Raw genomic sequence first — 21,330 nt, forward strand, 5'->3', positions numbered from 1 at the left:
AGTGCGACCAGGTCCTTGTGTTGTCCCGTAGCGTCCCCTTACGCGAAGTAATATTTGAATATTGTTCAGTTTTTTTGGCGTGATTATGACGAGCGGCACGGCGTGTCCGGCCCCGTCCAAAGCTCGTCGCGGTGCGCGCGAGGGCTGCGGTACCCTGACGCCATGCGTGCCGTACGCCTTCTGCTTAGCGAGCCGCGCTGATCAGTCCCGACCACTGACGACCCGTGGTCGGCATCGGCGCGGCGTCCCCTCCTGTGCGAGGGGATTTTTCATTTCTAAGCCGCCGGCAGAGACGATCGATGGAGCTTTGAGGATCATGAGCGAGACGAACCCCGCTGCCGCCTCCGAGGTGGCAGCGCCGCACCGCTACACGGCCGCGATGGCCGCTGAGATCGAGGCACGCTGGCAGGACTTCTGGGACGCCGAGGGCACGTACGAGGCGCCGAACCCCAGCGGCGACCTGGCGGGCGACCCCGAGCTGGCCGCCAAGCCCAAGAAGTTCATCATGGACATGTTCCCGTACCCCTCGGGGGCGGGTCTGCACGTCGGCCACCCCCTGGGCTACATCGCCACCGATGTATTCGCCCGGTTCCAGCGCATGACGGGCCACAACGTCCTGCACACCCTGGGCTTCGACGCCTTCGGTCTGCCCGCCGAGCAGTACGCCGTGCAGACGGGCACCCACCCGCGCGTGTCCACCGAGGCCAACATCGAGAACATGAAGGCCCAGCTGCGCGCGCTGGGCCTGGGCCACGACAAGCGCCGGTCGTTCGCCACGATCGACCCGGGGTACTACAAGTGGACCCAGTGGATCTTCCTGCAGATCTTCAACTCCTGGTACGACGACGAGGCGGACAAGGCCCGTCCGATCTCCGTGCTGATCGCCCAGTTCGAGAGCGGCGAGCGCGCCGTACCGAGCGTTGACGGTGCCACGCGCGCGTGGAACGAGCTGACCGCCACCGAGCGCGCCGACATCCTGAGCGAGTACCGGCTGGCGTACGCCTCCGACGCGCCCGTCAACTGGTCCCCCGGTCTGGGCACGGTGCTGGCCAACGAAGAGGTCACCGCCGACGGCCGCTCCGAGCGCGGGAACTTCCCCGTCTTCAAGGCCAAGCTGCGCCAGTGGAACATGCGCATCACGGCGTACGCCGACCGGCTGCTGGACGACCTGGAGGCGCTGGACTGGCCCGAGGCGATCAAGCTGCAGCAGCGCAACTGGATCGGCCGCTCCGAGGGTGCCCGCGTCGACTTCCCGATCGACGGCGAAGCCATCACGGTCTTCACCACGCGCCCGGACACCCTGTTCGGCGCCACCTACATGGTGCTGGCGCCCGAACACCCGCTGGTCGACAAGTTCGTCCCCGAAGCCTGGCCCGAGGGCAGCCACGAGGTGTGGACCGGCGGTCACGCCACGCCCGCCGAGGCCGTCGCCGCCTACCGCGTGCAGGCCGCCTCGAAGTCCGACGTCGAACGGCAGGCCGAGGCCAAGGACAAGACCGGTGTCTTCACCGGCGCCTACGCGACCAATCCGGTCAACGGCGAGCAGATCCCGGTCTTCATCGCCGACTACGTCCTGATGGGCTACGGCACCGGCGCGATCATGGCCGTCCCGGCCGGTGACCAGCGCGACTTCGAGTTCGCGCGCGCCTTCGAGCTGCCGATCCGCTGCATCGTCGAGCCGACCGACGGCCGCGGCACCGACACGTCGACGTGGGAGAACGCCTTCGGGGCGTACGACGCGAAGATCATCAACTCCTCCAACGACGACATCTCGCTGGACGGCCTGGCGGTGGCCGAGGCGAAGGAGCGCATCACCGAGTGGCTGGCACGCAAGGGCATCGGTGAGGGCACCGTCAACTTCCGTCTGCGCGACTGGCTGTTCAGCCGCCAGCGCTACTGGGGCGAGCCCTTCCCGATCGTCTACGACGAGGACGGCGTCGCGCACGCGCTGCCCGAGTCGATGCTGCCCCTGGAACTGCCGGAGGTCGAGGACTACTCGCCGCGCACCTTCGACCCGGACGACGCGAACACCTCTCCCGAGACGCCGCTGTCCCGCAACGAGGACTGGGTCAACGTCACCCTGGACCTGGGCGACGGCCGCGGCCCGCAGAAGTACCGCCGCGAGACCAACACCATGCCCAACTGGGCCGGTTCCTGCTGGTACGAGCTGCGCTACCTGGACCCGCACAACGACCAGAAGCTGGTCGACCCGGCCATCGAGCAGTACTGGATGGGCCCGCGCGAGGGCCAGCCGCACGGTGGCGTCGACCTGTACGTCGGCGGCGCCGAGCACGCCGTGCTGCACCTGCTGTACGCGCGCTTCTGGTCGAAGGTGCTGTACGACCTGGGGTATGTCTCCTCGGTCGAGCCGTTCCACAAGCTGTTCAACCAGGGCATGATCCAGGCCTTCGTGTACCGCGACAGCCGTGGCATCGCGGTGCCGGCCGCCGAGGTGGAGGAGCGCGACGGCGCGTACTACTACCAGGGCGAGAGGGTCTCCCGACTGCTGGGCAAGATGGGCAAGTCCCTGAAGAACGCGGTCACTCCGGACGAGATCTGCGCCGAGTACGGCGCGGACACCCTGCGCCTGTACGAGATGGCGATGGGTCCCCTGGACGTGTCGCGGCCGTGGGACACGCGCGCGGTGGTGGGCCAGTACCGGCTGCTGCAGCGGCTGTGGCGCAACGTCGTCGACGAGACCACGGGCGAGGTCACGGTCGCCGACACCCCGGCCGGCGAGGACACCCTGCGGGCGCTGCACAAGGCGATCGACGGCGTGCGCCAGGACCTGGAGGGCCTGCGCTTCAACACCGCCATCGCCAAGGTCACCGAGCTGAACAACCACCTGACCAAGGTCGGCGGCCCCGTGTCGCGCACGGTCGCCGAGCGCCTGGTGCTGCTGATCGCGCCGCTGGCCCCGCACATCGCCGAGGAGCTGTGGCGCAAGCTGGGCCACACCGACTCGGTCGTCCACCAGGACTTCCCGGTGGCCGACCCGGCGTACGTCGTGGACGAGGCCGTGACCTGCGTCGTGCAGATCAAGGGCAAGGTCAAGGCCCGCCTGGAGGTCTCCCCGTCGATCTCCGACGCGGACCTGGAGAAGATCGCGCTGGCCGACGAGAAGGTCGTCGCCGCGCTGGACGGCGCGGGCATCCGCAAGGTGATCGTGCGGGCGCCGAAGCTGGTGAACATCGTCACGGCCTAGCCGCTTGCCCGGGTCCGGCACGGATGGGTGGCTTGGCTAGGGGTAGTCCCCTACGGGCAGGTTCGGGGTTCTTCTGGAACTCCGGACCTGTCCGTTGCGTTTACCGTTGAAGAGCGACGCGGCGGCTGCCGCGACCGTCCGGAGGAGGAGCGTGGTGGAAGCCGTGATCACAGTAATCGCCCTGCTCTTCCTGCTGTTCGTGGTGCTGGGCGCATACGCCACCGTGAAAGTGATCGGCGCCGCCAAGCGCGGTGTGGACCGCACGATCTCCCAGGCCCGCCGCACGGTCGAGGACACCACCTTGCGTGCCAAGACCTTCACTCAGCCGGGCCCGGCGGGGGAGATCGCCCAGCTGAGGCTGACGCTGCGCACCTCGATGCGGGCCACGCAGGACGCGCTGCACTTGGGCGTGGCCGAGGACGAGTCCCTGAAGGAGTCCCTGGGGCTGTTCGAGCGGCTCAGTGTGCACGGGCGCGAGCTGGACGACGAGCTGAGGCGCCTGGAGAGCGAACCGGACAAGAGGACGCTCTCCACGCGGCTGCCCGAGCTGCGCGAGCGCACCGAACGGATCACGCAGTCCGCGGACTCGCTGCGCTGGGCCGCGCGCGACCGGGCCCGCCGGTTCGCCGCCGACGACCTGGATTCGCTGAGTGAGCAGATCGACGTGGAGGCGGGCGCCCTGCGGCACTGGACGACCGAGCCGGGACCCACCGCCTCCTGGCCCGAGGCACCGGTACCGGACACGGCCACTTCCAGCGGCCAGACCTGGCCGGAGCCCCCGCGGTCCCGCCCGGCCGACGAGCCGCCGCGCTCCGCGATCACCCCGCCGGTACAGCGGCCCACCTACCCCTGGCAGAAGAAACCCCGTCCCGAGAGCACGACTTGACCTGACCTAGACCGCAGGTGAAAGGGGCCGGGCTGCCGTCCGCGCTCCCCGGCAGGTAACCTCCAGCTCATGTCCCGCCATGTCGCGATCGTCACCGATTCCACGGCCTACTTGCCGCCCCGGACGATGGAGCGCCACGGCATCACCGCGGTGCCCCTGACCGTGGTTCTCGGTGATCAGGCGCTCGAAGAGGGCACCGAGATCTCGGCCCGCTCCCTGGCGCAGGCACTTCAGAAGCGGCGCCCCGTCACCACGTCCCGGCCCAGCCCCGAGGTTTTCGCCGCGGCCTACCGCAGGGTCGCCGAGTCGGGCGCTACCGACATCGTCTCGCTCCACCTGTCCGCCGAGCTCTCCGGCACCTACGACGCCGCCGTCCTCGCGGCCCGTGAGGCCCCGGTCCCCGTGCGGGTGGTGGACACCGGGATGATCGCGATGGCCCTCGGGTTCTGCGCACTGGCCGCGGCCGAGTCCGCGGAGGCAGGGGGCACCGTCGACGAGGCGGTCGCGGCCGCGGAGAAGCGGGCCGCCGGCACCTACGCGTACTTCTACGTCGACACACTCGACTATCTGCGCCGTGGCGGCCGGATCGGCGCCGCGCAGGCGCTGTTGGGCTCCGCGCTCGCGGTGAAGCCGCTGCTCCAGCTCGACGGGGGGCGGATCGAACCTCTGGAGAAGGTACGGACGGCGTCCAAGGCGATCGCCCGGCTCGAGGAGATCGTGGCCGAACGCGCGGGCAGTGCCCAGGTCGACATCGCCGTCCATCATCTCGCCGCCCCCGAGCGGGCGTCCGCTCTCGCGGACCGGTTGCGGGCGCGGGTGCCGGGCGTGGTCGATCTGCATGTGAGCGAGGTCGGTGCGGTGATCGGCGCGCACACGGGCCCCGGGCTGCTGGGAGTGGTCGTCTCGCTTCGATGAGGCTGAGGAATTCGGCGGTGGCGGGGTGGGGGCGCCTGCGTCTGGTGGGATTGCTGCGTGTGCTGCGTCTGCTGCGTCTGCTGCGTCTGCTGGGGCTGGTGTGGCTCGTGTGGGTGACGGAGTTATCCACAACTGGGTAGTTTTCCCCGGGATTTGAGCAAGATCATCGCGAGGATCGCGAGTTGCCCGATCCTCGACGCATGGCACTTCGATCACGCTCACGCACCGCCACACCGACCAGCGGCCCGGGCCGCGGCCCCGTCTCCGACGGCCGCACCCGCCATCGCCGCCATCGCTCGCCAAGCCGCGCAGACGCAGGTGTAGGTACAAACGCAGGTACAGGTACAGGTACGGATACAGGCGCCCGCGCCCGACGCCGCGATGCCTCGGCCGAGGCGCTCCGCCTGCGTGCACAGGCACTCTTCTCCGAAAGGCCCGGCACACGAGGGGAGTTGGGGGACGGGCCGCCGGGCGTGGACCGGGATGTGGGAGGCCCAAGGGGGAGTACCTCGGTGGGGGCCGGGGTCGCCGTCGTTCGGGGAAGTGGCGGCTCTTCGCCCACCGGGGTCCTGGACCGTGACGAACCGAGCCCGAGCCCAGGTGCGCGTGCGAGTACGGGCGACCGTGCCGAGCGCGGCGCTCCCGCGCCTGGGGCAACGGCGGCATGGCGAGAGCGGGCCGGGCTTGCCGTGCGGGAGCGGATGCCGCTGTGGCTGCAGTCGAGGTGCGGTCTGGAGCGCAGGAGTGTGACCGCACTCGGTGTGCTGCTCGTTGTCGCCGTGGTCTTCGCCGTGCAGCAGTTCTGGGGTGGCCGGACGCAGTCGGTGCGGGCTCCCGAGGTGGTGCGGGCAGTGGCGCCGTACGGCGGGCAGAGCGGCGCGGTGGAGCGGAAGTCGGCGGAGCCGGGAGGCTCGGCCGGGGCGCCGCCGAGCCCGGCCGGTTCGGCCGGTTCGACCGGGGCCGCGATCGTGGTGGACGTCAGCGGCAAGGTGCGCAGTCCCGGGCTGCAACGACTACCGGCCGGGTCGCGGGTCGAGGACGCGCTGCGGGCCGCGGGTGGGGTGCGACCGGGTGCGAACACCGAGGGGCTCAACCGGGCCCGCCTCCTGGTGGACGGCGAACAGGTCCTGGTGGGCGTCTCCGTCGCCGTGGCTGGACCGGTCACGGGTGGCGGCTCCAGTGCCACGGGGATCGGTGGATCCGTTTCAGGAGCGGCTCCTTCGGCTCCTGTCTCCCTCAACACGGCCACCGTGGACCAGCTCGACACCCTGCCGGGCGTCGGTCCCGTTCTCGCCCAGCACATCATCGACTACCGCACCCAGCACGGCGGCTTCCGTTCGGTCGACGAGCTCCGTGAGGTCAATGGCATCGGCGACCGCCGGTTCTCCGATCTGCAGAAACTCGTACGGCCGTGAGCGGGCCCACCGGGCCTTCGGCGGCTTCCGCGACCTCTTCGCCCCCTTCACTTCCTTCATCTCCGTCACCTCTTTCGCCCCCTTCGCCCCACGTGGCCTCCGCGCCGACGGATGCCACGCGGAGCATCCGGCACTCCCGGAGCCGCCGAGCCGTGCACGCTGCCTCGGGAAAGCGGCTCGGTACGGCCCACCCCCGCGAGGAAGGGCCGACGGATCTGCGGCTCGTGCCGCCCGCGCTCGCGGTCTGGGTGACGGCGGCGGTGACGGTGGGCGCACCGCCCGGACGGGTCACGGCCGTGGTGGTGGGCTGCCTGGTCCTGGCCGGCGCGTTGTTGGCGTTGGGGCGGACCAAGGCGCGCAGGGTGACGGAGTACGGCGCACGATCATCCCGTGCGTGGCCGCGGGTCTCCGTCGCTGCCTCGCTGCTCTGTGTCGCGGCGGCCGCCGCCTCCGCGGGGCTGCACGGGGCGGATGCGCGCCGCGGCCCGATCCCGGCCCTGGCACGGCAGTACGCCCATGTGACCGTCGAGGTGGAGATCACCTCCGATCCACGGCTCACCCGGCCTCGGATCAAGGGGGATCACGCGGCTCCCACGGCTGTGCTGCTCGACGCGGAGGTCCGGCGAGTGACGCGGGCGGGCGGAGACGGGGCCGTGGTGACGCGTACGCCGGTGCTGGTGATCGTCGACGCGAGTTCGCCGAGGGGCTCGCCCCGGCTGCCCGGCGGGCGCTCGCCCTGGCTGTCACTGCTGCCGTCCACACGGTTGCGGATGGCCGCGCGGCTCGCCCCCGCGCTGTCGGGCGGGGATCGGATCGCGGCCGTGCTGCGCGTGCGGGGGAGCGGGCCGCCGGAGGTGGTGGGGCAGCCGTCCGGGCCGCAGCGGTTCGCCGGCCGGTTGCGAGAGGGCCTGCGGCAGGCGACCGACGGGCTGGAGGCGGACGCGCGGGCGCTGCTGCCGGGGCTGGTCGTGGGGGACACCTCACGGGTCACACCGGAGCTGGACGAGGCGTTCAAGGCGACGGATCTCACACACCTGCTGGCGGTCAGCGGCGGCAACTTCACGATCTTGCTCGCCCTGTTCGTCGGACCACCGGGTCTCGCCCAGCGCGCCGAGCGGCGTGGCCTCGCACCGCGGCTCGGTATCCCGCTGCGGGCCACCGCCCTGCTCGGTGGCGCGGTCACGCTCGGCTTCGTGATCGTGTGCCGGCCGGACCCGAGCGTGTTGCGGGCCGCGGCCTGCGGATCGATCGCGCTGCTCGCCCTCGCGACCGGTCGCCGCAGATCGCTGATCCCCGCCCTGGCCACGGCCGTACTGCTGCTGGTGCTGTACGACCCGTGGCTGTCACGGAGTTACGGCTTCCTGCTCTCCGTGCTGGCGACCGGCGCCCTGCTCACGCTCGCCCCGCGGTGGAGTGCGGCGCTCCAGAGACGCCGGATGCCGCCGCGCCTGGCCGAGGCACTGGCCGCCGCGGGCGCCGCACAGGCCCTGTGCGCGCCGGTCGTCGCGGTTCTGTCGGCCCGGGTGAGCCTGGTGGCGGTGCCGTGCAATCTGCTCGCGGAGTTCGCCGTCGCGCCGGCCACGGTGCTGGGGTTCGCGACGCTGGCGACGGCGCCAGTGGTGCTGCCCGTGGCCAAGGGGCTCGCGTGGTGTGCGAGTTGGCCGGCCCGGTGGATCGCCGACATCGCCCGGACCGGCGCCGCGCTGCCCGGTGGGGGAGTGGACTGGCCCGCGAGCTGGCCGGGGGCGCTGCTGCTCGCCCTGGTCACGGCGGTCGTCGTGCTCGCCGGCCGACGGCTCCTGAAGCACCCTTGGCTGAGCGGTGCCTGTGTCGTGGTGTTCCTGCTGGTCGTGGTGCAGCCGGCGCCGCTCACCAGGATGATCACGGGATGGCCGCCGCCCGGCTGGCGGTTCGCGATGTGCGACGTGGGACAGGGCGACGCGACGGTGCTCGCGGCGGGCGACGGCACCGCGGTGGTGGTGGACGCGGGCCCCGATCCGGCGCTGGTCGACCATTGTCTGACCACGCTCGGCATCACCCGGATCCCGCTCGTCGTGCTGACGCACTTCCACGCCGACCATGTGGCGGGGCTGCCGGGGGTGCTGCGCGGGCGTGCGGTGGGGGCGATCGAGACGACGGGCTTCGCGGAGCCGCCCGACCAGGCCGAGTTCGTACGGAGGGAGGCGGCCGCTCGCCACATCTCGGTGACGTCGGCCGTGGCGGGTGACCGGCGGCGCATCGGCAGTCTCGACTGGCAGGTGCTGTGGCCGCCACCGAGCCCGGCGCCCACCCCGGACGGGCCGAACGACGCCAGCGTCGCCCTCGTCGTACGGTCGGCGGGGCTGCGGCTGCTGTTGCTCGGCGACCTCGAACCGCCGGCGCAGCAGGCGCTGCTGCGATCGCCGGCGGCCGGGGAGCTGACGGCCGTGGACGTGCTCAAGGTCGCCCACCACGGCTCGGCTTACCAGGACCCGGAGCTCATACGGAGGGTGGCCCCGCGGCTGGCCCTGATCTCGTGCGGCAGGGACAACCCGTACGGGCATCCCGCGCCCACCACGGTCGCGGCGCTGCGTGCCGGGGGTGCCGTGGTGCTGCGGACGGACAAGGACGGGGCGCTGGCCGTCGTCGGTGCGGGCGGAGGGTTGAGCGTGGCGAGAGACTGAGGGCATGAATTCCGCACAGGCCGATGCCTACCTCCGCCGGATCGGCGCCCATCACCCCGCGTGGCCCACTTCAGGTGTGCTGCGCGACCTGCACCTGCGCCATCTGAAGGCGGTGCCGTTCGAGAACCTGTCGATCCATCTGGGTGAGGAGATCGTGCTGGAGGAGAAGCGACTGCTGGACAAGGTGGTGGGCGGGCGCAGGGGCGGCTTCTGCTACGAACTGAACGGGGCGTTCGGGGCGTTGCTCGGGGCGCTGGGCTTCGACGTCACGCTCCTCGCGGGGCGGGTGTACGGGGAGGAGGGGCGGCTCGGGATCCCGTACGACCATCTCGCGCTGCGGGTGCGGACGGTGGACGGGGGCGACTGGCTGGCGGACGTCGGGTTCGGGGCGCACAGTCACTATCCGCTGGCCTTCGGGGCGCGGACCGAACAGGTGGACCCGGGCGGCACGTTCAGGGTGCTCGAGGCGGGGCCGGACGCGGCGGGAGTGCGGGGCGTCGGCGGGCGGCGGGAGGCCGAGGACCTGGACGTCATCCGGGACGGCGGCCCGCAGTACCGCCTGGAGGTGCGGCCGCGGGTGCTGGGGGACTTCGCCGCCGGGGTCTGGTGGCACAGCACTTCGCCGAAGTCGCATTTCACGCGGTCGCTGGTCTGTTCGCGGGTGACGGAGGACGGAGGGCGGATCACGCTCAGCGGTCGGAATCTGACGACGACGGCGCCGGACGGGACGAAGGAGGTGTCGGAACTGGCAACGGACGAGGAGGTGCTGGCGCTGTACCGGGAGCGCTTCGGGATCGAGCTGGATCGGGTGCCGGAGGTGCGGAAGGGCTGATTCCTGCGTTCGGAAGCGCCGGCCCCGGCGTCGGTCGTGTCCGGCGTGGCGGAAAATGTTCTCGTGAGCGATGTGAGACATGTGCTGGTGCTGCCCGACCGCGATGCCGCGGAAGAGGCGGCGGAGGTGATCGGTGACCGGTTCGGGCTCGACGAGGAGCCGCAGCTCGTCAGGGACGCGCTGGCCGGTGAGGACGATGCCGAGGACGCGCAGTGGCTACTGGTCCTGACGGATCCCGGGGAGCGGCTCGATTCGAAGGAGCTGGACGAGTTCGCGGGGGAGTGGGACGGCTGGCGCGAGGAGCCGTAGCGCTTCGCCGGGGCTGGGCGTGCGGGTTCCCGTGCGGGGTGCGTTGTCAGTGGCGCGTGGGATGCTTTCGGTGATGGCCAAGAAGACCGCTCAAGACGACCCTCTCGCCCCCGTCACACTTGCCGTGGGCCAGGAGGACCTTCTGCTCGACCGTGCCGTGCAGGAGGTGGTGGCCGCCGCCAGGGCCGCCGACGCCGACACGGACGTACGGGACCTCGCTCCGGACCAGCTGCAGCCCGGCACGCTGGCCGAGCTGACGAGTCCCTCGCTCTTCTCCGAGCGCAAGGTCGTGGTCGTGCGCAATGCGCAGGATCTGTCGGCCGACACCGTCAAGGACGTGAAGGCGTACCTGGACGCGCCGGCCGAGGAGATCACCCTCGTGCTGCTGCACGCCGGTGGGGCCAAGGGCAAGGGGCTCCTCGACGCCGCGCGCAAGGTGGGGGCGCGGGAGGTGGCGTGCCCCAAGATGACGAAGCCCGCGGACCGGCTGGCGTTCGTGCGGAGCGAGTTCCGGGCGCTCGGGAGATCGGCCACGCCCGAGGCGTGCCAGGCGCTGGTCGACTCGATCGGGAGTGATCTGCGGGAGCTGGCGTCCGCGGTGTCGCAGCTGACCGCGGATGTCGAGGGGACGATCGACGAGGCCATTGTCGGGCGGTACTACACCGGGCGGGCCGAGGCGTCGAGCTTCACCGTGGCCGACCGGGCCGTGGAGGGGCGGGCCGCGGAGGCGTTGGAGGCGTTGCGGTGGTCTTTGTCGACCGGGGTCGCGCCCGTCTTGATCACCAGTGCGTTGGCTCAGGGGGTGCGGGCGATCGGGAAGCTGTCCTCCGCGCGGGGGGGCCGGCCGGCCGATCTTGCCCGTGAGCTGGGGATGCCGCCGTGGAAGATCGATCGGGTGCGGCAGCAGATGCGGGGGTGGACGCCGGACGGGGTCGCGGTTGCCCTGCGGGCGGTCGCCGATGCCGATGCCGGGGTCAAGGGCGGGGGAGATGATCCCGAGTACGCGCTGGAGAAGGCGGTCGTGGCGATTGCTCGGGCGGCTCGGTCTCGGCGGGGCTAGTTCCCGGCTGGGCTGAGCCTGGGGTCTTCGCCCCCGCCGCCCCTACCCTCCCCCGAGCTCTCGGCTTCGCTCGAGCAGGGGGACCCCCATCATCCCGTACCTGGGGGCTTCGCCCCCAGACGCCCCGGGTGGGGTTGTCGGGTGCGGGTGGGTGGGGGTTGCTCGCGCAGTTCCCCGCGCCCCTGGGGCGGGGCTTCGCCCCGATTGCCTGTCCGCGGCCCTGACGGGGCGCTCGCCCTACGCCAAAGGCCCCGTCCGTCTCCTGGGGAAGGAGGGGAACGGGGCCTTCGGATCACGATGGTGGATCCACGCCCGCGTGGCGAACGCAGGCCGCGCGTGGGTCCGGGGGTGCCGGGCAGGAGCGGAAGAGAGGGCCCGCTGGGTCCTTTCCGGCGGTCAAGTCAGGGGTTGAGCCCGATAGGGCCCAGCCGACTCAGCCCTTGAGGGAAGAGACCTTCGAAGCAAGCGCCGACTTCTTGTTGGCGGCCTGGTTCTTGTGGATGACGCCCTTCGAGACGGCCTTGTCGAGCTGGCGCGACGCAGCGCGCGTGTACTCGGTGGCCTTCTCGACGTCACCCGCGGCAGCAGCCTCGCGGGCCTTGCGGATCGCGGTCTTCAGGGAGGACTTGACCGACTTGTTGCGCAGCCGAGCCTTCTCGTTGGTCTTGATCCGCTTGATCTGGGACTTGATGTTCGCCACGAATGAGCCTTTACAGGTTCAGGCGCGCGAGACAGCACGTCTCACTCGCCGTTTGATTTCCTTGGGGTGTGCCTCCTGCAGAGAGGGCACGAGACACAGCCACCCAGGCTACCAGTAGCCGCACGACCGGCCCAAACCGGTCGCAGCTCGCCACCCGTGGGACCATGGAGCCTACGTATCGATCCGACCCGAGGCGACAGGCGCCTCAAGAGACAGGACCCTGCGTGCCCGCGACCCCTAACAATGTGCCCGAGCCGAGCCGTACCGCCCCGGCTCTGATCCGCAATTTCTGCATCATCGCGCACATCGACCACGGCAAGTCCACGCTCGCCGACCGCATGCTCCAGCTGACCGGGGTGGTCGAGCAGCGGCAGATGCGCGCTCAGTACCTCGACCGCATGGACATCGAGCGCGAGCGCGGCATCACGATCAAGTCCCAGGCGGTCCGGCTGCCCTGGGCCCCGACGGAGGATCCGGGCAACACCCACATCCTCAACATGATCGACACCCCCGGGCACGTGGACTTCACGTACGAGGTGTCCCGGTCGCTGGCCGCCTGCGAGGGGACCGTCCTCCTCGTCGACGCCGCCCAGGGCATCGAGGCGCAGACCCTCGCCAACCTCTACCTGGCGATGGAGAACGACCTCAAGATCATCCCCGTACTCAACAAGATCGACCTGCCGGCCGCCCAGCCGGAGAAGTTCTCGGAGGAGCTCGCCAACCTCATCGGCTGTGACCCCGATGACGTGCTGAAGGTCTCCGCCAAGACGGGGCTGGGTGTCGAGGCCCTGCTCGACAAGGTCGTCGCCGAGATCCCCGCCCCGATCGGCGTCCAGGATGCCCCCGCCCGCGCGATGATCTTCGACTCCGTCTACGACTCCTACCGCGGTGTCGTGACGTATGTGCGTGTCATCGACGGGCAGCTCAACAAGCGTGAGCGGATCCGGATGATGTCCACCGGAGCGACCCATGAGCTGTTGGAGATCGGCGTCTCGTCCCCCGAGATGACGCCGGCCGACGGGCTGGGCGTCGGTGAGGTGGGCTACATCATCACCGGTGTGAAGGACGTCCGGCAGTCCAAGGTCGGTGACACCATCACCACCCTCAACAAGGGGGCGACCGAGGCGCTCGGCGGGTACAAGGACCCCAAGCCCATGGTCTTCTCCGGGCTCTATCCGCTGGACGGGTCCGACTACCCCGAGCTGCGCGACGCGCTCGACAAGCTGCAGCTCAACGACGCCGCGCTCGTCTACGAGCCGGAGACCTCCGCCGCTCTCGGCTTCGGTTTCCGCGTCGGTTTCCTCGGGCTGCTGCACCTCGACGTGATCCGTGAGCGGCTCGAGCGCGAGTTCGGGCTCGACCTGATCGCGACCGCGCCGAACGTGGTCTACCGGGTCGTCATGGAGGACCGCAGCGAGCACATCGTCACCAACCCGAGCGAGTTCCCCGAGGGCAAGATCGACGAGGTGTACGAGCCCGTCGTACGCGCCACGATCCTCGCGCCCTCCGAGTTCATCGGCTCGATCATGGAGCTGTGCCAGACCCGGCGCGGCACCCTGCTCGGCATGGACTACCTGTCCGAGGACCGGGTCGAGATCCGGTACACGCTGCCGCTCGCCGAGATCGTCTTCGACTTCTTCGACCAGTTGAAGTCGAAGACCCGGGGTTACGCCTCGCTCGACTACGAGCCCACCGGCGAGCAGACCTCCAGCCTGGTCAAGGTCGACATCCTGCTGCACGGCGACAAGGTGGACGCCTTCTCGGCGATCACCCACAAGGACGCGGCGTACGCGTACGGTGTGCGGCTCGTCGCCAAGTTGCGTGAGCTGATCCCGAGGCAGGCCTTCGAGGTGCCCATCCAGGCCGCCATCGGGTCGCGCGTCATCGCGCGCGAGACCATCCGCGCCATCCGCAAGGACGTCCTCGCCAAGTGCTACGGCGGTGACATCTCCCGTAAGCGGAAGCTGCTGGAGAAGCAGAAGGAAGGCAAGAAGCGGATGAAGATGGTGGGCTCTGTGGAGGTTCCGCAAGAGGCCTTCATCGCCGTGCTGTCCAGCGACGACAGCGGCGGTTCGGCCAAGGGCAAGAAGTAACGGCGCTCGCCTCGGAAAGCCGGGCACAACAGGGGCCCGTCGCGCGAATGTGCGGCGGGCCCTCAGTGTGCGAGCGGTGGTGGTCGCTCTCTGTAGGAATTGAACCCTCCCCGGCCGAAGCAGGGGATTCCTGGCTCACGCTGCTCGGCCGCTCAGCGAACGGTCCAGTCTCACGCGATCAACACCAGCCGGGTTGGAACCAGCCCGGTTGACATCAAATGTCAAGGATTAGCGCGTGCTTGGCTCTCGCGACGCGCTGGGCGGAGCCTACCCGGTCCGCAGGTGAAGAATCCGGGGATTCGCAAGATCGCGGACCGTGGCCTCTTACGCCGGGGCCGGTCGCGCTTTACTCTGATCCCTGCTCGATAGTTACTCGCGAGTTAAACAACAGCCGAACCAGCCAGCCGCACAGCAACAGTCAGCAGTCGGTCGAGCCAGACGCACGCACTGTCGCGGGCCCCGGAGGATGTCGTGAGCGACACACAGACCCTGATCGAGAACCGTCCGCCGTCCGTGGCGGCCCTCTTCCTGGAGCGCGTGGCAGCCACGCCCAACGCCGAGGCCTACCGCTACCCGGTCCCCCCTGCCTCAGGTGAGGGCCCGGACGAGTGGAAGTCGCTGACCTGGGCGCAGGCCGCCGAGCGGGTCTACGCCATCGCGGCCGGACTGATCGAACTGGGCGTACAGCCGGAGCAGCGCGTCGCGCTCGCCTCCTCCACCCGGGTCGAGTGGATCCTCGCCGACCTCGGCATCCTGTGCGCGGGCGCGGCCACGACGACGATCTACCCGCAGACGAACGCCGAGGAGTCGGCGTTCATCCTCTCCGACTCCGACAGCAAGGTCCTGATCGCGGAGAACGCGGCCCAGCTCACCAAGGCCCGGGAGAAGCGCGCCGAGCTGCCCGAGCTCGGCCACATCGTCGTCATCGACCCGGCGGGCGTCGAGACCGGCGACGGGGTGCTCACCCTCGCCGAACTGGAGACGCGCGGTGCCGCGTACCTGGAGAAGAACCCCGAGCTGATCAAGGAGCGCGTCGGCGCGATCACCGCCGCCCAGCTCGCCACCCTCATCTACACCTCCGGTACCACCGGCCGTCCCAAGGGCGTGCGCCTCCCGCACGACAACTGGTCGTACATGGCGAAGGCGATCGCCTCGACCGGGCTGCTCGGCCCCGACGACGTGCAGTACCTGTGGCTGCCGCTCGCCCACGTCTTCGGCAAGGTGCTCACCTCCGGCCAGATCGAGGTCGGGCACGTCACCGCCGTCGACGGCCGCGTCGACAAGATCATCGAGAACCTGCCGATCGTGCAGCCGACGTACATGGCGGCCGTCCCGCGCATCTTCGAGAAGGTCTACAACGGGGTCGCGGCCAAGGCACGGGCAGGCGGCGGCGCCAAGTACAAGATCTTCCAGTGGGCCGCCGAGGTCTCCCGCGAGTACGCGAAGGCCAGCCAGGACAGCTTCCGCCGCACCGGCACCGCCGCCGTGCCCTTCGGGCTGGGCGCCAAGCACAAGGTCGCGGACGCGCTCGTCTTCGCCAAGATCCGCGAGGCCTTCGGCGGCCGGCTGCGCGCCTGCGTCTCCGGCTCCGCCGCGCTCGCCCCCGAGATCGGCTACTTCTTCGCGGGCGCCGGCATCCACATCCTCGAGGGGTACGGCCTCACGGAGTCCTCCGCCGCCTCCTTCGTGAACCCCGGCGAGGCGTACCGCACCGGCACCGTCGGCAAGCCGTTGCCCGGCACGGAGGTGCGCATCGCGGACGACGGCGAGATCCTGCTGCGCAGCCCCGGCATCATGGAGGGCTACCACGGGCTGCCCGAGAAGACCGCCGAGGTCCTCGAATCCGACGGCTGGTTCCACACCGGTGACATCGGCGAGTTGTCGCCCGACGGGTACCTCCGGATCACCGACCGCAAGAAGGACCTCATCAAGACCTCGGGCGGCAAGTACATCGCGCCCGCCGAGGTCGAGGGCCAGTTCAAGGCCGTCTGTCCGTACGTCTCCAACATCCTCGTGCACGGCGCCGACCGGAACTTCTGCACCGCCCTCATCGCCCTGGACGAACCCTCCATCCTGGAGTGGGCGAAGGAGAACGGGCTGGAGGGCAAGTCGTACGCCGAGGTCGTCGCGGCCCCGGCCACGGTCACCCTCGTCGAGGGGTACGTCAAGGAACTCAACGAGGGGCTCCAGCGGTGGCAGACCATCAAGAAGTTCCGGTTGCTGCCGCGGGATCTCGATGTGGAGCACGGGGAGATCACGCCGAGTCTGAAGTTGAAGCGGCCGGTGGTGGAGCGGGAGTACAAGGGGCTGATTGAGGAGATGTACGCCGGTTCCAGGGAAGCGTGAGCCTCCGGCGGTCGGGCGGGTATTCGGCTGCGGGTTCGTTGTGGCTGGTCGCGCCCACGCGGCGGAGCCGCATATGTCACGGCCCCGCGCCCTTACGGGGCGCGGGTGCCAGCCGCCTTGGCCATCAGGTGCTGTAGCTCTGCTACCTGCCTGCGGAGGTCCGGCACGTTCGGAGGGTCCTCTGTCGCCAACTGCTTCTCCAGAGCCGCGAGCCGTGTGCTGATCTGGGCCGCGTGGGTGTGTTCCTGGGTCAGTAGGCGTTCCAGTTGCTGGTTCTTGCGGTGGAGGTCCAGGAAGACCGTGACCTTGGCGCGCAGGACCCAGGGGTCGAAGGGCTTGGTCAGGTAGTCGGCCGCGCCGGTGGCGTAGCCGCGGAAGGCGTAGCCCGCGTCGGCGTCGGTGCCGGTCAGGAAGATGATCGGGACGTCCTTGGTCTGGTCGAGCCGCTTGATGTTGGCGGCTGTCTCGAAGCCGTCCATGCCGGGCATTCGGATGTCGAGGAGGACGACGGCGAAGCGTTGCCTGAGCAGCGCCTTCATCGCCTCCTCGCCCGAACGCGCACGTACGAGCGGCTCGTTGAGGGACCCCAGGACGGCCTCCAGCGCGATCAGGTTGTCCTCCATGTCGTCGACCAGGAGGATGCTGGCGCGCTCGTAGGTCGTTTCCTCAGCGCTCATGGTGACTGTCCTCATTCGGTCGTCGGCGGGGCCGCGGCCTCCTCGGACGATGTGCTCGGCCCCGGAACAACGGATCCTTCGGAGTCGTCCTGCTCCGCGTCGTGCGCGCTCTCCGGGTCGAGGAGGGCGCAGACGACCGTGAGCAGCTGATCGACGTCCACCGGCTTGGGTACGTAGTCGTTGGCACCGCGCACGATGGACTTCTCTCGGTCTCCCGGCATCGCCTTCGCGGTGAGCGCGACGATCGGCAGGCCCGTCCAGCGGGGGGTGCGGCGGATGGCGGAGATCGTCTCGTAGCCGTCCATCTCCGGCATCATGATGTCCATCAGGACGAGTTCCACGTCGGGGTTGCGCTCCAGGGTCTCGATGCCCTCGCGGCCGTTCTCCGCGTACAGGACGGGCATGCCGACGCGGCCCAGGACATGGGTGAGCGCGAAGACGTTGCGGATGTCGTCGTCCACGATCAGCACCCGTCGCCCCGGCAGGACCTGACCCGCCCGGCCGGCCTTCCAGGCCTCCAGCTTGGTGGGGGTGGGCCAGGAGTCGTCGGTGTCGTGGGAGGTGTACGGCTCGGTGGACAGCTGCTCGGGCACGAGCGGCCGGTGGTCCTCCGGGGTGGCGCCGGTCGCCGTGTGGCCCGGGCTGATGACAGGGACGTACAACGTGAAGGTGGAGCCCTTACCGGGGGCGCTCTCCGCGATGATGCGGCCGCCGAGCAGTCCGGCGATCTCCCGGCTGATGGACAGGCCGAGGCCGGTGCCGCCGTACTTGCGGTTGGTGGTGCCGTCGGCCTGCTGGAACGCCTCGAAGATCACGGGGAGCTTCTCCGCGGCGATCCCGATGCCGGTGTCGGAGACGGCGAAGGCGATCACGTCGTCGCTGTTCTCCCGGGTGAAGGCGTGGTCGGGGTCCTTGAGGCGGTTGACGCGCAGTTCGACCCGGCCGGTCGCGGTGAACTTGATGGCGTTGGAGAGCAGGTTGCGCAGGATCTGCTGGAGCCGCTGCTCGTCCGAGTACATCTCCCGCGGTACGTCCTCCCCGACCGTCACCTCGAAGGCGAGACCCCGGTCGAGGGTGAGCGGGCGGAACGTGGCGTGGACGTAGTCGAGGAGTTTGATCAGGGGGAGCTTCTTCGGGCGTACGTCCATACGGCCCGCCTCGATCTTCGACAGGTCGAGGATGTCGTTGATGAGCTGGAGGAGGTCCGATCCCGAGCGGTGGATCGTCGTCGCGAACTGCACCTCCTGGTCGGAGAGATGGGCGTCCGGGTTGTCCGACAGCAGCCGGGCCAGGATCAGCAGCGAGTTCAGCGGGGTGCGCAGCTCGTGCGACATGTTCGCCAGGAACTCCGACTTGTACTGCGAGCTCGTCGCCAGGAGCGCCGCCTTTTCCTCCAGCTCGGCGTTCGAGCGTTGCAGCTCCGCCTGCTGCGACTGGAGTTCGTCCGAGCGGTCCTGGAGCTGGATGGCGAGGCGCTGGGACTCGCCGAGCAGGGACTCCGTACGGGAGTTGGCGATGATCGTGTTGATGGCCACGCCGATGGTGTTCACGAACTGGTCGAAGAAGGCCAGATGGACGTCGGAGAAGCGGGAGAAGGAGGCGAGCTCGATCACGCCGAGGAGTTTGTCCTCGAAGAGGATCGGGATGATGACGACGCTGGCGGGGGCGGCTTCCCCCAGACCGCTGTTGATCTTGATGTAGTCCGGCGGGGCCTCCTCGACGAGGATCCGCTTCTTCTCGCGGGCCGCCTGCCGGACCAGGCCGTGCACCGGCATGCCGCCCGTGTCGACCGTGGCGCCCTGCGCCGAGCCGTATCCGGCGATGAAGGCGAGTCCCTTGGCGGGGACGGCGGTGTGGAGGGAGGCCCCGTCCTCCTCCGGGTCGGCCAGGAAGAAGGCGCCGTACTGCGCGTTCACCAGCGGGGTCAGCTCGCGCAGGATCAGGTCGGCGACCTCCATCAGGTCGCGGTGGCCCTGCATCAGCGCGGCGAGGCGGGCGAGGTTCGACTCCAGCCAGTCCTTCGCGCGGGTCGTCTCGCGGAGGTTGGCCACCATCAGGTTGATGTTGTCCTTCAGCTCGGCGACCTCGCCCTGCGTCTCCACGGTGATGGAGCGGGACATGTCGCCCTGTGCCACCGCGGAGGCCACCTCGGCGATCGCGCGGACCTGGGTGGTGAGGTTGGAGGCGAGTTCGTTGACGTTGGTCGTGAGGCGCTTCCAGGTGCCGTACACGCCCTCGACCCGTGCCTGACCGCCGAGTTGGCCCTCCGAACCCACCTCGCGGGCCACCCGGGTCACCTCGGAGGAGAAGGAGGAGAGCGTGTCGACCATCGTGTTGATGGTCGTCTTCAGTTCGAGGATCTCGCCGCGGGCGTCCACGTCGATCTTCTTCGACAGGTCGCCCTGCGCCACGGCCGTCGCGACCTGCGCGATGTTCCGCACCTGCGAAGTGAGGTTGTCGGCCATGTAGTTGACGTTGTCGGTCAGGTCCCGCCAGACGCCGGAGACGCCGAGAACCTGGGCCCGTCCGCCGAGTCGCCCGTCGGTGCCGACCTCGCGGGCCACCCGGGTCACCTCGTCGGCGAAGGCGCGCAGCTGCTCCACCATCGTGTTGACGGTGTCCTTCAGCTCCAGGATCTCGCCACGGGCGTCGACGGTGATCTTCTTCGACAGGTCGCCGTTCGCGACGGCCGTCGTCACCTGGGCGATGTTGCGGACCTGGGAGGTCAGGTTCAGGGCCATGAAGTTGACGTTGTCGGTGAGGTCCTTCCAGACGCCGGAGACGCCTCTGACCTGGGCCTGGCCGCCGAGGTTGCCTTCGGTGCCGACCTCGCGGGCGACGCGCGTGACCTCGTCGGCGAAGGCGGAGAGCTGGTCGACCATGGTGTTGATGGTCGACTTGAGTTCGAGGATCTCGCCCTTCGCCTCGACCGTGATCTTCTTGCCGAGGTCGCCCTGCGCGACGGCCGTGGAGACGAGGGCGATGTTGCGGACCTGCGAGGTCAGGTTGTCCGCCATGAAGTTGACGTTGTCGGTGAGGTCCTTCCAGACGCCGGAGACGCCTCTGACCTGGGCCCGCCCGCCGAGGTTTCCCTCGGTGCCGACCTCGCGGGCGACGCGCGTGACCTCGTCGGCGAAGGCGGAGAGCTGGTCGACCATGGTGTTGATGGTCGACTTGAGTTCGAGGATCTCGCCCTTCGCGTCCACCGTGATCTTCTGGCTGAGGTCGCCGTTGGCCACGGCCGTGGTGACCTGGGCGATGTTGCGGACCTGGGAGGTCAGGTTCGAGGCCATGAAGTTGACGTTGTCGGTGAGGTCCTTCCAGACGCCGGAGACGCCTCTGACCTGGGCGCGGCCACCCAGTTGCCCTTCGGTGCCGACCTCGCGGGCCACGCGCGTGACCTCGTCGGCGAAGGCGGACAGCTGGTCGACCATCGTGTTCACGGTGAGTTTCAGTTCGAGCAGCTCACCGGTCGCCTCGACCGTCACCGTACGGGTCAGGTCGCCGCGCGCCACCGCCGTGGTTACCAGGGCGATGTCACGGACCTGGGCCGTCAGCCGGGACGCCATCGTGTTGACCGCCTCCGTCACATCGCGCCAACTGCCCGACAGACCCTGCACCTTGGCGCGCCCGCCGAGACGGCCTTCGGTGCCGACCTCGCGCGCGACCCGGGTCACCTCGCCCGTGAAGAGGGAGAGCTGATCGACCATCTTGTTGACGGCGCGCCCCAACCTCCGGAGATCTCCTCTGAGTTGACGGTTGCCGTCGTGCAGGTCGACCCGCTGGGTGAGGTCGCCGCCGGCCACCGCGTCCAGGACGCGCGTCGCGTTCGCGGCGGGCGCCACCAGGGCGTCGAGCAACTGGTTCACGTCATTGACGCGGGTCGTCCAACTGCCCTGGCCCGGGCTCGCCGACAGCCGCTCGTCGAGCCGTCCGTGCCGGACCAGCTCCCGTCGTACCCGCTGCACTTCCGTGTTGAAGTGGGTGCTGCGGTCGATGATCTGGTTGAACGCCGCGCTCAGGTCGGCCACCAGGCCGTGCCCCGTCTCCGGCACCTTGGCGAAGTCACCGTCCCGCGCGGCGGTCATCGCGGCGAGCAGCGGACGCAGATCGGACGCCGGGATCCGGCCGTCGTCGAATGCCCGAATCTGTCCGTCTTCGAGCACACGCGTAGCACTGTTCTCACTCATGGCGGCCCACTTCGGTAACTCGGTGCTTATGGGCGTGGC

At 69.8% G+C, this 21,330-nt stretch carries 13 protein-coding genes; 10 read left to right on the forward strand and 3 right to left on the reverse strand.

Annotation, left to right across the window (positions count from 1 at the left end; translation table 11 throughout):
* Positions 1-316: 316 nt before the first annotated feature.
* From leuS to holA, 8 genes are all read left to right on the forward strand, one after another.
* Complete coding sequence (gene leuS / locus KVT44_RS00315; protein WP_099922699.1) at positions 317-3,205, forward strand: leucine--tRNA ligase; 2,889 nt, start codon at positions 317-319, stop codon at positions 3,203-3,205.
* A gap of 154 nt (positions 3,206-3,359) precedes the next feature.
* Entirely contained in the window at positions 3,360-4,091 is a 732-nt protein-coding gene (locus KVT44_RS00320; RefSeq protein ID WP_217565656.1) for a hypothetical protein, read from the forward strand.
* Positions 4,092-4,160: 69 nt separating this feature from the next.
* Positions 4,161-5,006 carry a DegV family protein gene (locus tag KVT44_RS00325; RefSeq protein WP_099922700.1) on the forward strand — a complete coding sequence of 282 codons (846 nt, stop codon included), beginning with the start codon at positions 4,161-4,163 and terminating at the stop codon, positions 5,004-5,006.
* 200 nt (positions 5,007-5,206) lie between these two features.
* Positions 5,207-6,421, forward strand: coding sequence for a ComEA family DNA-binding protein (locus KVT44_RS00330; protein ID WP_217565657.1), 1,215 nt, complete (start codon positions 5,207-5,209; stop codon positions 6,419-6,421).
* Positions 6,422-6,573: 152 nt separating this feature from the next.
* Positions 6,574-9,084: a ComEC/Rec2 family competence protein gene (locus KVT44_RS00335; RefSeq protein ID WP_217565658.1), complete on the forward strand. Its 2,511-nt coding sequence runs from the start codon at positions 6,574-6,576 to the stop codon at positions 9,082-9,084.
* A 4-nt stretch (positions 9,085-9,088) separates the two neighbouring features.
* Positions 9,089-9,916: an arylamine N-acetyltransferase gene (locus KVT44_RS00340; protein WP_099922703.1), complete on the forward strand. Its 828-nt coding sequence runs from the start codon at positions 9,089-9,091 to the stop codon at positions 9,914-9,916.
* Positions 9,917-9,979: 63 nt separating this feature from the next.
* Entirely contained in the window at positions 9,980-10,225 is a 246-nt protein-coding gene (locus tag KVT44_RS00345) for a hypothetical protein (protein WP_060901959.1), read from the forward strand.
* Positions 10,226-10,298: 73 nt separating this feature from the next.
* Complete coding sequence (gene holA, locus KVT44_RS00350; RefSeq protein WP_217565659.1) at positions 10,299-11,285, forward strand: DNA polymerase III subunit delta; 987 nt, start codon at positions 10,299-10,301, stop codon at positions 11,283-11,285.
* A gap of 433 nt (positions 11,286-11,718) precedes the next feature.
* Here holA and rpsT read toward each other — a convergent pair whose 3' ends face one another.
* A complete protein-coding gene (gene rpsT, locus KVT44_RS00355; protein WP_054231951.1) occupies positions 11,719-11,985 on the reverse strand; it encodes a 30S ribosomal protein S20 in 267 nt (88 codons plus the stop codon).
* Positions 11,986-12,209: 224 nt separating this feature from the next.
* Between rpsT and lepA the strand changes: the two genes are divergently transcribed.
* Together lepA and KVT44_RS00365 are read left to right on the forward strand one after the other, a co-directional pair.
* Positions 12,210-14,078, forward strand: a complete 1,869-nt coding sequence (gene lepA / locus KVT44_RS00360) for a translation elongation factor 4 (RefSeq protein WP_054231952.1) — start codon at positions 12,210-12,212, stop codon at positions 14,076-14,078.
* A 471-nt stretch (positions 14,079-14,549) separates the two neighbouring features.
* Entirely contained in the window at positions 14,550-16,424 is a 1,875-nt protein-coding gene (locus KVT44_RS00365; RefSeq protein WP_217565660.1) for a long-chain fatty acid--CoA ligase, read from the forward strand.
* Between the two features lie 92 nt (positions 16,425-16,516).
* Here the strand turns inward: KVT44_RS00365 and KVT44_RS00370 are convergent, their stop codons facing one another.
* Positions 16,517-17,101 (reverse strand): two-component system response regulator, encoded by a 585-nt coding sequence (locus tag KVT44_RS00370; protein ID WP_099922705.1) that lies wholly within the window; start codon positions 17,099-17,101, stop codon positions 16,517-16,519.
* Positions 17,102-17,112: 11 nt separating this feature from the next.
* Positions 17,113-21,291, reverse strand: a complete 4,179-nt coding sequence (locus KVT44_RS00375; protein WP_190168828.1) for a HAMP domain-containing protein — start codon at positions 21,289-21,291, stop codon at positions 17,113-17,115.
* Between the last annotated feature and the right edge of the window lie 39 nt (positions 21,292-21,330).

Origin of the sequence: Streptomyces sp. GbtcB7, from assembly GCF_019091445.1 — a bacterium.
In the GTDB taxonomy this organism is placed as follows: domain Bacteria; phylum Actinomycetota; class Actinomycetes; order Streptomycetales; family Streptomycetaceae; genus Streptomyces; species Streptomyces mirabilis.

Excerpts from the sequence above, each read along its gene's own strand:
- leuS (WP_099922699.1), top strand. The coding sequence starts at position 317 with ATGAGCGAGACGAACCCCGCTGCCGCCTCCGAGGTGGCAGCGCCGCAC.
- KVT44_RS00325 (WP_099922700.1), top strand. The coding sequence starts at position 4,161 with ATGTCCCGCCATGTCGCGATCGTCACCGATTCCACGGCCTACTTGCCG.
- KVT44_RS00330 (WP_217565657.1), top strand. The coding sequence starts at position 5,207 with ATGGCACTTCGATCACGCTCACGCACCGCCACACCGACCAGCGGCCCG.
- KVT44_RS00340 (WP_099922703.1), top strand. The coding sequence starts at position 9,089 with ATGAATTCCGCACAGGCCGATGCCTACCTCCGCCGGATCGGCGCCCAT.
- holA (WP_217565659.1), top strand. The coding sequence starts at position 10,299 with ATGGCCAAGAAGACCGCTCAAGACGACCCTCTCGCCCCCGTCACACTT.
- KVT44_RS00370 (WP_099922705.1), bottom strand. The coding sequence starts at position 17,101 with ATGAGCGCTGAGGAAACGACCTACGAGCGCGCCAGCATCCTCCTGGTC.
- KVT44_RS00375 (WP_190168828.1), bottom strand. The coding sequence starts at position 21,291 with ATGAGTGAGAACAGTGCTACGCGTGTGCTCGAAGACGGACAGATTCGG.